At 42.1% G+C, this 12,955-nt stretch carries 9 protein-coding genes; 1 reads left to right on the top strand and 8 read right to left on the bottom strand.

What is annotated here, in order from left to right; genetic code table 11:
• Nucleotides 1-25: 25 nt before the first annotated feature.
• From AC1DXF_RS12800 to AC1DXF_RS12835, 8 genes are all read right to left on the bottom strand, one after another.
• Nucleotides 26-3,262, bottom strand: a complete 3,237-nt coding sequence (locus AC1DXF_RS12800; protein WP_477449128.1) for a SusC/RagA family TonB-linked outer membrane protein — start codon at nucleotides 3,260-3,262, stop codon at nucleotides 26-28.
• Nucleotides 3,263-3,889: 627 nt separating this feature from the next.
• Entirely contained in the window at nucleotides 3,890-4,771 is an 882-nt protein-coding gene (atpG, locus tag AC1DXF_RS12805; protein ID WP_477449129.1) for an ATP synthase F1 subunit gamma, read from the bottom strand.
• A 147-nt stretch (nucleotides 4,772-4,918) separates the two neighbouring features.
• Nucleotides 4,919-6,493: a F0F1 ATP synthase subunit alpha gene (atpA, locus tag AC1DXF_RS12810; protein WP_477449130.1), complete on the bottom strand. Its 1,575-nt coding sequence runs from the start codon at nucleotides 6,491-6,493 to the stop codon at nucleotides 4,919-4,921.
• Nucleotides 6,494-6,526: 33 nt separating this feature from the next.
• Complete coding sequence (gene atpH, locus AC1DXF_RS12815) at nucleotides 6,527-7,075, bottom strand: ATP synthase F1 subunit delta (RefSeq protein WP_477449131.1); 549 nt, start codon at nucleotides 7,073-7,075, stop codon at nucleotides 6,527-6,529.
• A 150-nt stretch (nucleotides 7,076-7,225) separates the two neighbouring features.
• Nucleotides 7,226-7,717, bottom strand: a complete 492-nt coding sequence (gene atpF / locus AC1DXF_RS12820) for a F0F1 ATP synthase subunit B (protein ID WP_477449132.1) — start codon at nucleotides 7,715-7,717, stop codon at nucleotides 7,226-7,228.
• A 100-nt stretch (nucleotides 7,718-7,817) separates the two neighbouring features.
• Complete coding sequence (atpE, locus tag AC1DXF_RS12825) at nucleotides 7,818-8,066, bottom strand: ATP synthase F0 subunit C (RefSeq protein ID WP_477449133.1); 249 nt, start codon at nucleotides 8,064-8,066, stop codon at nucleotides 7,818-7,820.
• A 45-nt stretch (nucleotides 8,067-8,111) separates the two neighbouring features.
• Nucleotides 8,112-9,176 (bottom strand): F0F1 ATP synthase subunit A, encoded by a 1,065-nt coding sequence (gene atpB / locus AC1DXF_RS12830; protein WP_477449134.1) that lies wholly within the window; start codon nucleotides 9,174-9,176, stop codon nucleotides 8,112-8,114.
• A 415-nt stretch (nucleotides 9,177-9,591) separates the two neighbouring features.
• Nucleotides 9,592-9,825 carry an AtpZ/AtpI family protein gene (locus tag AC1DXF_RS12835; RefSeq protein ID WP_477449135.1) on the bottom strand — a complete coding sequence of 78 codons (234 nt, stop codon included), beginning with the start codon at nucleotides 9,823-9,825 and terminating at the stop codon, nucleotides 9,592-9,594.
• A 78-nt stretch (nucleotides 9,826-9,903) separates the two neighbouring features.
• Here AC1DXF_RS12835 and porW point away from each other — a divergent pair, with 78 nt between their 5' ends.
• The gene (gene porW, locus AC1DXF_RS12840; RefSeq protein WP_477449136.1) at nucleotides 9,904-12,954 is read left to right on the top strand and encodes a type IX secretion system periplasmic lipoprotein PorW/SprE; all 3,051 of its coding nucleotides are present in this window, start codon (nucleotides 9,904-9,906) and stop codon (nucleotides 12,952-12,954) included.
• Nucleotide 12,955: the final 1 nt, after the last annotated feature.

Here is a 12,955-nt window from a genome sequence, read left to right on the forward strand (position 1 = left end):
TTCTTTGAATCTAATTTGTGTTTGCTTAGAAAGTTACTTTAAGGTTAAAACCTATACCCCTTGTGCCTGGTAACTGACCTGATTCACCTTGTTGTGAGCTAATTTCGGCCGGATCGAAATCCTTTGATTTAGCATAGATCAACAACAAGTTACGGCCGGTTATGTCAAACCTTGCCGACTGGATAACTTTTCCTAAACCCAATTTTGCTACCGGTATCTTATAACCAATAGATACCTCACGAAGTTTAACAAATGTTAAATCGTAGATATATGGATCATAGGTTTTGTTGTTGGTTAAACCCTGGAAATACGTTTTAGCGTCCACGTAGCTTGAAACAGCTTTACCAGTATCGTCAACACCACTAACCTTAACACCACCCCCATCAGCAACAGGGTCACGAACAGGAACACCTTTATCGTTAAGCGCAGCAGTTGCAGCCGTTAAACCGCTGTACTGGCCCCACCTGTTTGATAAGGATACAAATTTACCGCCAACCTGGTAATCGATATTGGCATTAACCACAAAGCTTTTAAATAATGTGAACGAGTTTTGGATACCACCAGTCCATTTTGGGAGTACACTGCCAAAATAAACGTTTGGATCATTAGCATACATGCCGTTAGCAGCAATAATCGGAACACCTGCGGCATTACGTTTTATGCCGTTACCAAATATCTGACCCCATTCCTTACCTTCCTGGAATACCATATAAGGCATATCATTTCCCCAAACGTGGTCTTCCGTGCTGGCATAACGTGTTACGCCATACTTCTTGCTAACCTCTATAACCTTGTTCTCCAACTGGCGTGCGCCATTGATTGTTACATCCCAGCTAAAGTTATTGATCCTTACAGGCGTACCGCTTAAGGTAAGCTCAAGGCCCCTCCTTTTCATTTTACCAAAATTGGTTAATATGGTTGTAAAACCGCTGGCAGGGTTAACAGTAACCGATGCAGGGAAATCTGAGTCATTACTTACGTAGTATGTAGCTGATAAACCTAACCTATCGTTAAGGAACCTCAAATCCAAACCAAACTCCGTTTGCTTAAACACCGCTCCATGCAGTTCTGGGTCAACGCTTTGGTCGGGAGTACTCATTAATAAATTGGGGCCAAATTTGAATTGGCTTACGCCGTAAAGAGTGTTATTCCTATATGCGCCGTAGTTATCGCTTGCGGTTTGCAGGGCCTGGGGGGTTTCACCATAAGATACCCTTATTTTACCAAAGCTTAACCAGCTGCTAAATTGCGGCGTCAACTCACTGAATACAAATGAACCACCAAATGATTTTGATAATACACTGTTATCCTGAGGGAACAACGTGGAGAACCAGTCGTTACGGAAGGTAACATCGGCAAATATGAAGTTTTTGTAACCCAAATTTGCCTTACCAACCACTGCCCGGTATTGTTCATTTACGCGGCTGTTAAATACAGACGGAGCACTAACCGAATTGGTTATATTGTACAGATCGGGGATACTTAAACCATCAACAGTGTTACCGCCATTATCTTTATAATTCCTGTTATAAATATCGCTGGTAGCAGTTACATCAACATGAAAATCAGAGATTTGCTTGTTGTAATTTGCCAACAACTCATAGTTCTCCCTGTTCTCGTAAACGTTGTAACTACGATAGTAATTTTTTAAACCTGTTTGCGAACCGCTTTTTTGCAGGATAGCAGGAATGAATTCTTCTTGCCACTCGCTTCTTGCGTTTTTACGGTAAGTCGCTTTAATGCTAAAATCTTTGTTTAATTTGTATTGTAAGTATACGTTACCATAAAAGCGGTCACGCTGATTGTCCCTGGTATTCAACTCGGCTATTTTGTACATGTTGTACCAATAGTTACCGCCATAAAAATAACCCGGATCGTCGGCAGTGTAGGAAGTTGGGTTCTGGTGGTTCCAGCTTACCAGCGTACCATCGGGGCTTGTCAGATCTTTCAGTTCTTTCATAATACCCATATCAAGGTCGCGGTGCATCCACTGGTTAAAGTTACCGGTAGAAGCGTTGGCATAACCATCGCTTATGTTACCATGTACCTTTTGGCTAACAAAATTAACATTGGCGCCAACTGTAAAATGTTTGCCTAAATCGTAGTTAGCGTTTAAGTTAAATACGTTTTTCTGCAAATCAGTATACGGAACGATACCATTTACATACTGATTGTTGTAAGATATCCTGATGTTATAATCATCAGCAGATTTTGTGAACGCAATACCGTTATTAAGCGCAGTACCTGTTTCGAAGAAATCGCGTGCGTTGTTTGGCTGGGCAACAAGCTTAGCTGTTTTAAACGAGTATTTGGTGCCCGGAGCCCATGCATACCATGGAATATACTCCTGGCCAACCATTTTGGGGCCCCAACTGCTATCATCTGTATAATCAGGATAATATTTACCATCTAAAGCTTTCCATCCTTCCGGGTCGCCTGCCTTATAGTGATATTGCATTAAATCTGCTGCGGCACCACCGGCATAGGTATTTTGATAGTTAGGTAGTATGTAAACCTTATCAAAGTTTACGCCGGCATTCAACTCGATACCAACTCCTTTAACTTTCCCCGCCTTTTTTGTAGTAATAACGATAGCTCCGTTTGCACCGGCCGAACCAAACTGTGCTGAGGCAGCAGGGCCCTGCAATACAGTAATGTTATCAATATCATCAGGGTTCACATCGTCCGAATTTGGCAGAATAGTACCATCAACAACGTATAGTGCACCAGGGCTGTTGCCAAAACCTGTAGCCCCACGAAGCCTAACCTGTGTGTTACGGCCCAAGGCTCCTACCGACTGGCTGCGAACCTGAACACCGGCAACCTTGCCTGCCAACGCATTGTTAACATTTGGTTGGCGAATAGTGTTTAAGGCGTCGGACTTTACAACCTGTGCTGCGTAAGAAGCAGAGCGCGCAGTTTGCTTGGTATTGAATGCACCTGTGATCACAACCTCGCCCAATTGGTTACTTACTGACGTGAGGACTACGGTCATTGGATCTGCACTGGCAGGCATTTCAACTGCCTGGTACCCAACAAACCTGAAAACAAGTGTAGCGTTTGCAGGAACGCTTAATGAGAATTTACCGGCGGCATTGGTTTGGGTACCCGAAGTTGTACCCTTTACAATTACTGTTACCCCCGGGATGGGTAGGCCATCGTCTTTGGCGGTAACCGTACCGGTAACGGTACGATTTTGTGCGTGCGCCTGCGTTAAGCATAACAACAGAAAACACAAACTTGTGAATAGAAGTTTTTTCATTGTATAAAATCAGTTAAGTTAATATCCTAAATTATGACTTTCATACCAATGAGCAAACAATAAAATAAAATTTTTAATATCACCCTATTTTTATTAAAAATAAGTTAATTTCAAGCCATTTCTCAAACAATAAATTCAAAATCTCACAAAAAATCAAAAATTCATAGTAAATTCATCTTAAATGACGATTTGAAAGGACATAATTTACCATTTCACCCCGTTATTGATCATTTTACCTTTAAATGAGCCTAAACTTTAAATATTTACTCAAAAAATGAGCAAAAGTCCCTCAAAACAATTAACTATGCGTTAATTTTCGCACACCATTTAAACCTCAATTAAGTATAACAACAATCATTTTTTGCATGGGCATTATTGTTTGTGTCCGAATTCTTCGCATAAATCGTTTTACCTTATTCTTTTTACATTAAAAACACAATATAAATTGCCACGTTTGGCGTTTGCGTTTTACAACATATTTCTTCAACCTAACAGGTATAAATTAAAATCGTTGTTGTTCATGCAGATCAATAAAATCACGCATACCAACCAAAAACCCGAATAAGCACAAAAAAAAGCCCCCTTTTGCAAGGAGGCTATATAAAATAAGTTTATGATGGGCTTTGTTTATCCGGCCAGCGCTGCCGCACCGCTCACAATCTCGGTAAGCTCGGTAGTAATGGCTGCCTGGCGGGCCTGGTTATATGAAAGTTTTAAGGCTTTCAACAATTCGCCGGCATTTTCGGTCGCTTTATCCATAGCTGTCATACGGGCCCCATGCTCAGATGCGTTTGAATCTAATACGGCACGGTATAACTGGATCTTGATGTTTTTAGGGATCAGTTGCTCAACAATTTCCTGTTGGCTTGGCTCCAGGATGTAATCAACATTAGCTGCCTTAATAGCTTCCTTTTTTTCGGGCTTTGGAACAGGTAACAACTGTTCGGCAATTAAAAACTGTACGGCGGCATTACGGAAATGATTATACACCAACTCCACCCTATCGTACTTGCCATTCACAAAACCTTCCATAATGCTTTCAGTAATTTTTGAAGCATTCTCGAAGTTAAGGTCAAGGTACAGGTCGTTATTGTTGCCAATTACATTGTATTTGCGCCTTTCGTAAAACTCCTGGCTTTTTTTACCAATTGCTACTATCGACACGTTACCGGCTGCCAATTGCTTGCTGTATTTTTCGGCAATAAGGTTATTGGCCGTTTTAATAACATTGGCATTAAAAGCACCTGCCAAACCACGGTTTGACGATACCACAACCACCAATACACGCACGGGCTCGCGCTCCTGCAAATAAGGCGATGACCCATCCTCCAAACTTTCCGAAAGGTTGGCCAAAAGGTCTTTCAACTTATTGGCATACGGGCGCAATTGAACAATAGCGTTTGTAGCACGTTTCAACTTGGCAGCCGAAACCATTTTCATGGCTTTGGTAATCTGCTGGGTCGACGATACAGACTTAATCCTGTTTCTTACTTCTTTTAAATTAGCCATCTTTTTTGAGTATCAAGTAGTTAGTATCAAGTATCAAGACTTGTATAAGCTACCCTACCAATGCTATATTTTTTGATTACAAGTAGTTAGTTCTTAATATCTGAAGCAAAAATACTTGATACTTGATACTAACTACTTGCTACTAAATTAATACTTTCCTGCCAGCTCTTTAGCTACTGTTTCCAGTACGCCTGTTAGCTGGTCGTCGAATTTACCTGCTTTAAGGGCAGCTAATACTTCGGGATGACGTTCTTCTAACTGGCTGGTGTATTCTAATTCAAACTTCCTGATATCTTTTACAGGTACGCTACGCATCAGGTTTTTGGTACCTAAGTAAATGATAGCAACTTGTTTTTCAACAGATACCGGTGAGTACTGGCCTTGCTTCAATACTTCTACGTTACGCACACCTTTATCAAGCACGCTTTTGGTAGATGCATCCAGATCCGATCCGAATTTAGAGAAAGCCTCTAATTCGCGGTATTGTGCCTGGTCAAGTTTCAAAGTACCAGCCACTTTCTTCATCGATTTGATTTGCGCGTTACCACCCACACGTGATACCGAGATACCTACGTTAATGGCCGGACGAACACCAGCGTTGAATAAGTTAGACTCTAAGAAGATCTGGCCATCGGTAATCGAAATTACGTTGGTTGGGATGTATGCAGATACGTCGCCAGCCTGTGTTTCGATGATAGGTAAAGCGGTTAACGAACCACCACCTTTTACGATACCACGGATTGACTCCGGAAGATCGTTCATTTGCTGAGCGATAGAATCGTTTGAGTTGATTTTTGCGGCACGCTCTAATAAACGGCTGTGCAGGTAAAACACGTCACCAGGGTAAGCCTCACGGCCCGGTGGACGACGCAATAACAACGATACCTCGCGGTAAGCAACAGCTTGTTTTGATAAATCATCATAGATGATTAACGCCGGGCGACCAGTATCGCGGAAGTACTCGCCAATAGCAGCACCTGCGAAAGGAGCAAAGAACTGCATGGTAGCAGAGTCAGAAGCATTTGCAGCAACTACGATAGAAAATGGCATAGCGCCGTTTTCTTCCAACGTGCGTACAATGTTTGCTACTGTTGATGCTTTTTGGCCGCAGGCAACATATATACAGATAACCGGTTTGCCGGCATCATAAAATTCTTTTTGGTTGATAATGGTATCGATACAAACCGCAGTTTTACCAGTCTGGCGGTCACCAATAACCAACTCACGCTGGCCACGGCCGATAGGGATCATCGCATCGATAGCTTTGATACCTGTTTGCAGAGGCTCGGTAACCGGCTGACGGTAGATAACACCCGGCGCCTTACGCTCCAAAGGCATTTCGTAAGTAGTACCGGTGATTGGTCCTTTACCGTCAATCGGGGTACCCAAAGTATCCACAACACGGCCAAGCATGCCTTCGCCTACATTGATTGATGCAATACGGTTGGTACGTTTAACGGTATCACCTTCTTTAATATCGTCAGATTTACCTAACAATACTACACCCACGTTATCTTCTTCAAGGTTAAGTACAATACCCTGTAATCCTGTTCCAAATTCAACAAGCTCACCTGATTGTACTTTTGTTAATCCATAAACGCGTGCAATACCGTCACCTACCTGGAGTACAGTACCCACTTCTTCTAATTCAGATTCTGACTTAAAGCCTGCCAATTGCTGACGCAAAATTGCCGATACTTCGTCTGGTCTTACCTCTACCATTGTTTAAATTTATTTAGAGTTTTGTTTTTACTATTATTGAATCACCTTCAGGGCAAATTCTTTTTTCAATTTTTTCAAGCTTGCAGCAATGCTGGTATCAACCTGCCTGTCGCCAACGGTTAATACAAAGCCGCCAATCAGCGACGGATCAACTTTAGCTTCCAGTTCAACCGTTCCGCCAACAGCCTTTTGCACTTCGGCGGTAAGCACAGCTTTGTTAGCTGCTGATAACTCAGTAGCCGATGTAACTTTAGCTTTAGTAATGTGCTTTTTAATGTTAAACTGGTTTATATACTCATGAGCGGTTGTATATAAAACCTCGCCACGGCCTTTATCAACCATCAATTTAAAAAACGCGATGGTCATCTTGTTAACCTTACCCAAAAATACGGCATCAAGAATCTTAGTTTTTTTAGAGTGGGCGATGATTGGGTTGCTCAAAACAGCTTTAAGCTCCGGGCTTGCCTTTAAGGTATGGATAAAAAGATCCATATCAGCCTTAATCACGTCAACACTGTTTTGTTCCTGTGCAAGATCAATAAGGGATTTAGCGTACCTGGTTCCTACCGTTAATTCTGACATTTCTTTTAGTTGTGAGTTGTGAGTTGGCAGTTGTGAGTTTTAAAACTCAGTACCCTACTCAATACCTTTTTAAACTATTATTCTAAGCTGCAAATGCGATTCATAAGCCGTGAGCAAAAAAACTCACCACTAACTACTCTCCACTCACTACTATAATTTCACTTCTTTTAATAACTGGCTTACAAGCTCATCTTGTTTTTGCTGATCTTCAAATTGCTTGCGCAATACTTTCTCGGCAATTTGCAGCGATAAGGTGGCTACCTGGTTTTTAACATCAGCCATCGCGATAGCTTTCTGATTGTTAATTTCAACACGGGCAAGTTCAATCATGCGCGCGCCCTCTTTGTGTGCCAGTTCTTTAGCATCAACAATCATCTGGTCTTTAACCTTGCGGGCATCAGAAAGGATCTGATCGCGCTCGGCACGGGCTAGTTTCAATAACGATTCATTCTCGTTAGTTAAACGGGACATTTCTTCTTTGGCAGCTTCGGCTTTCTGAAGCGAATCTTCAATAAAACGTTCACGATCGCTTAATGCGCCCAAGATTGGTTTCCAGGCAAATTTTCCTAATATAAACAACAGGATCAAGAATGATACCGTTGTCCAAAAAACCAAACCTATTTCGGGTGTAACTAAATCCATAATTATGTATAACTATTTACTTTATATTATATTCCTTTAGTGATCAAAACAAGCCCGAAACCAATCGTTCCGGGTTGTTTTTGTTTTTTGCTCTTTTAAATTAGATAAGAGCTACTACCACGGCAAACAAAGCAACACCTTCAACAAGGGCTGCAGCGATGATCATGTTAGTTTGAATTTTTGAGGCAGCTTCTGGCTGACGAGCGATACCTTCAACGGCTTTACCACCGATAGAACCAATACCGATACCAGCACCAATAACGGCTAAGCCAGCGCCAATTGCACCAATTTTACCTGTAACGCCTGCTGCAGCTACAGCCTGTGCAATTGTTCCAATCATTCCAATCATTGTTTGATAATTTAAACGTGTATATTAATTATAATTAATTCGAGATTAATGGTGATGCTCCTCAACAGCCATCCCTATAAACAAGGCTGTAAGCATCGTAAAAATAAATGCCTGTAAAAATGCCACAAGCAATTCGATAACATCCATAAACACCACAAACGGAACAGAAACTGTTGACATCCATGCGGTTTTAAAGATAAAAATCAATGATATCAAGCTCAGTACTATAATGTGGCCTGCGGTAATGTTTGCAAACAAACGGATCATTAAAGCGAAAGGCTTAGAAATAATACCGATAACTTCAACCGGAATCATGATAATGTATAACCAGAATGGGATATCTGGTAAAAATATGTGCTTCCAGTAATACTTGTTACCGCTAAAATTAATAACGAAAAGCACGACAACCGAAAGCACTAAAGTTACCGCTATATTACCCGTAAGGTTAAAACCTCCCGGAAAAAACGGCACCAAGCCCAATAAGTTATTTATTAAGATAAAAAAGAACATCGTTAACAGCAGGGGCATAAACCTAACGTACTTAACACCGATATTTGGTATGGCAACATCGTCACGCACAAACAAAACCAATGGCTCCATAACGGCCTGTAAACCTTTAGGGGCTTTGCCTCCACGTTTGCCATAGGCCGATGACACACTTAAAAATATGAAAAGCAGAATAATCATGCCCATCCACATACTGGCCACGTTACGGGTTATTGAAAAGTCAACAAGGCGTTTATTCAATTTCAACACACTTGCAGCTGCCAGTAAACTATCTTTTCCTTCAACAATGTTCACTTTTTCTTTTACCAACCTATAGGTATAGTATTTACCCGTGTGATCAGCGTGCCCATGTTCGAATTTTGACGACGAAAATATCTCCAAACCTTTATCGGTATAAAGTATAATCGGCAACGGAATTACCGCTTCGCCAAATATGTGCAAGGAATGCGAATCGCCGATATGTTCAAATACGGCTTCTTTCGGATCAATTGGTTTTGACTCATCTTTTTTAGCTTCTTCTTGCGAGAATGAAAGTGTAGGCATTACACCTAACAACAAAAAAAGCGCGGAAATCAGGAATGGTTTAAATATTTTTGAGTTCAAAATCGAGCTGTTATACATCTAAATGAAGTTTTCTACCTTAATTTTTGGTTGCGCAAGTTACGCAACAAACCATAAATTTCAAAGGCCATATTTAAGAAATATATGTAAAAAAAATCGCCCGCGAAAATGTATCTGTTTATACTGTTTTTCATCACAAAAATTAGCACGAAAAATAAGCAGGCCAATATTTTAACGGTAGTAGCAGCCAAAAAGGCCTGTGCGTACAATTCAGGGTTAATTTGGCCTACAATTACAATTGATATTACCGTTAGAAAAGTAAGGCCACCAATGAATGAAAACAGCAACCAGAACTTTGGCGTAACCAAATTGGCATAAGTTGTGTAACCCAACACTATGGGAGGTAACGAAATGATAACAATAAAAATAACGAATGATAATACGGTAGGAAGTAGTTTCAACTTTTTACGGATCTGATAACAATGTACAATGAAATAAATACGCCAACAAGCGATAAAGCGGCCGTGGCCCATTTGGTTTGATGGTTACCGGCCTGGTCTATTTTGTAACCGGCAAAGGCAAACACCCCAATAACGGCTATCATTTGGAAAGCTACGCCGCTAAATTTGGCATAGCTATTTATCTCTTTGCCTGCATTATCCTTATCGTCGTCTTTTTCATTTGGGGCCATGCGCAAATTTATTAAACCTATTGTATAATCTTTAGTATTTTAGCAATGCTTTTATAACCAGATCATATTTTGATGCGAGTGAGCATATTTTCCCTTTCTAAAACACGTAAATTATTATTGCCCGCGCTATTATTCATCATAGCAGGCTGCTCGCTCGAAAAAGAAAGCGGCTTTAACCGCCAGATGCAAAACCTTACCGCGCATTACAATATCCTGTTTAACGCAAACGAGATATTACGCATCAAGCAGGAAAGCTATGCGGTAGGTTTTGTTGATTCCTATAACGAGTTGCTGAATGTTTACCCCGATACCGTATCTCAAAGCAGTACGCCCGATAAAGACCTGGAACTGGCCTTTAGCAAGGCCAACAAGATCATCAATATTAAAGAGCAAAGCCATTACTTAGGCGATGCCTACCTGGTTATGGGCAAAGCCCGCTTCCTGGAGGGCAGTTATTTTGATGCGATAGAATATTTTAACTATGTAATTGCATCATACGGCAAGCAGGCTAACCTTAAGCAGGAAGCATTGATATGGAAAGGCCGGGCACTACTGTATCTCAATAATCCGTCCGAAGCCAAAGTGGCTATAGATACCGCCATCAAAAACATCAACCCTAAAAAAAGTATTCCGGCAGGCATTTATGCCACACAGCTGCAATACTATATGAATACCGAAGATTACCCTGCCGCCGAGGAAAGCGCCAAAACAGCGCTAAAACTTTGCCACGACGGTGAGCTTAAACTCCGCTGGACATTTATTTTGGCCCAGCTACAGGAGCTTAATCAAAAACCCGATGACGCCATAATTAATTACGCGGGTATCGCTAAAAGCAATGCATCGTTCGAGATGGCCTTTAACGCCAACCTGAACCGCATCCGCCTGCAAGACCAGGAAAACGGCATCAAACAAAATAAAATTGAACGCCTGCGCAAGCTTCTTAAAAATCAAAACAACAAAGAATTTACCGATCAGATTTATTACCAAGTGGCACAGCAACTTTATGCCGCCGGCGATATTGACGGCGCCATAAAAAACTATAGTCTATCGGTACGCAGCAGCCTTACAAACCAAAATCAAAAAGGCCTCTCGTACCTGCGCATTGCCGATATCGATTTTAAAAACAAGGCTGACTATGCCGGCGCCAAACTTTATTACGATAGCACCCTTACCTACCTGGCGCCAAGCTATCCGGGTTACCAAATCATCCGCAAAAAGGCCAATAACCTGCAAATACTAACAGGCCTGTTGCAAACCATCAGCCGCGAGGATACCCTGCAAATGCTGGCCGCGCTTGACGAGCAAACACGGGCCGCGCGCATTGATGCCATGGTTAGCCATAAAATATTACAGGATAAAGTGGCGTCTGTAACCACGGCGGCCAACAACGGCCAGTTTGAAAATAGCCGCGGCGGCAATAACCTTAATAACCAGCAGGCAAACAAAAGTGGTGGCAGCACATTTTATTTTTATAACCCGGCAGCCATAAGCCTTGGTGTAAATGATTTTAAAAGGCAGTGGGGCAACCGCAAGCTGGAAGATAACTGGCGCCGCAGTAAACGGTCGGCCACATATATAGCTGCAAATGGTACCGCTGTGATGTCGTCGCCTGCGGAAGACCCTTTTGCACCAACAACCCAGGACGCAGCTACAAAAAACAATGGCGATGCGGGCAGCTACCGTCAGGATTTGATTAAAAACCTGCCATTAACACCCGATTTGCTTAACAGGTCAAACATTCGCGTTTACAACGCCTACATGGATATGGCCAATTTTTACCGCGATTTATTGGGCGACAAAAAAGAAGCTATTGCAACATACGAAGCCATACTAATACGCTTCCCTAAAAGCAGCGATAAAGCGGCTGTTTATTATAACCTGTACCGCCTTTATGCCGATGTGGATGCAACCAAATCTGAGGCTTATAAGCATATGATCCTGAAAGAATTCAGCCAAAGTGTTTTTGCCAAAATCATCCTCGATCCTGAATATAGTAAACACCTTGACGATGCCGATGCCGGGTTTACCGCTTTGTACAACGGAGTTTATGACCTGTATGTACAAAGAAAATATACCGAAGTAATTACCCGTGCAAACGATTTGCTGACCAAATATCCCGACAACCGTTTTGCGGCCCAGCTATTTTATTTGCGCACTATAGCAGCCGGCCACCAGGAAAAACTGGCCCCGTTTATGACCGACCTGCAGCAGATAGTAGCCAGGTACCCCGATGATAAACTGGTAACCCCATTAGCGACCCAGCATTTAACTTATATCGACTCAAATAAGGTAGAGATGGAAACGCGCACGGTGGTATTAACCGGCAATGATGTTAACGATATACCTTTTACCCCGCCGGTGGCTTACCAAAAACAAACCGAGTATCGCCCCGAGTATCATCCGTCGGCCGCGGTTGCGTTGATACCCGAGGTACGGAAACCCATAACGCCGCCGGCAGCCGTAGCAAAACCAACTCCGCCGGCCGAAAAGCCTAAAACAACAGAACCTGTTAAGCCGCCGGTTAGCGCTGTGGTTGTATCCCGTAAAGATTCCGTTAAAACATCGGTAAGTACCGTAGTTATCTCGCGCAAAGATTCGATTAAAACAGTTGTTCAGCTACCCAAACAACAGGTTACCACCAATACAGCGCCAAGCGTTGATTCGGTAAGGAAATTACTTGACCAATTTGCCGCCGCCAAGCAAGCCCAACAGCAACCACCACCTGCAAATACTCCGCCGGTAATAACCGCCGCACCGGTAACGTATATATTTAGCTTTCGCGATAGCACAAATTACTATTTTGTTGTAAATGTAAGTACCGGTACAACTAACCTGTCATCATCACGTTTTGGTATAGGGCAATTTAACCGGACCCGTTTTTCGGGCAGTGTTATTAAGCACGATCTGAAACCTGTGGGCAACGATAATCAGCTGATATTTGTGGGGCGTTTTTACAGCCTGGAAGACGTTAAAAATTACGCCCGTTCCATTATCCCGTTAATGCCCGATATCATGAAGGTGCCAAAGGATAAATACAGTTTTTTTATCATTACCCGGGAAAATCTGGATAAATTAGCCAACCAAAAAACTTTAGATAGTTATATTGATTACTATCAAAAATATTATTGAA

The sequence above is a fragment of the Mucilaginibacter sp. P2_A5 genome, assembly GCF_056404995.1.

Excerpts from the sequence above, each read along its gene's own strand:
- atpE (WP_477449133.1), bottom strand. The coding sequence starts at position 8,066 with ATGATTGGAATGATTGGAACAATTGCACAGGCTGTAGCTGCAGCAGGC.
- atpG (WP_477449129.1), bottom strand. The coding sequence starts at position 4,771 with ATGGCTAATTTAAAAGAAGTAAGAAACAGGATTAAGTCTGTATCGTCG.
- atpH (WP_477449131.1), bottom strand. The coding sequence starts at position 7,075 with ATGTCAGAATTAACGGTAGGAACCAGGTACGCTAAATCCCTTATTGAT.
- AC1DXF_RS12800 (WP_477449128.1), bottom strand. The coding sequence starts at position 3,262 with ATGAAAAAACTTCTATTCACAAGTTTGTGTTTTCTGTTGTTATGCTTA.
- atpA (WP_477449130.1), bottom strand. The coding sequence starts at position 6,493 with ATGGTAGAGGTAAGACCAGACGAAGTATCGGCAATTTTGCGTCAGCAA.
- atpF (WP_477449132.1), bottom strand. The coding sequence starts at position 7,717 with ATGGATTTAGTTACACCCGAAATAGGTTTGGTTTTTTGGACAACGGTA.
- AC1DXF_RS12835 (WP_477449135.1), bottom strand. The coding sequence starts at position 9,825 with ATGGCCCCAAATGAAAAAGACGACGATAAGGATAATGCAGGCAAAGAG.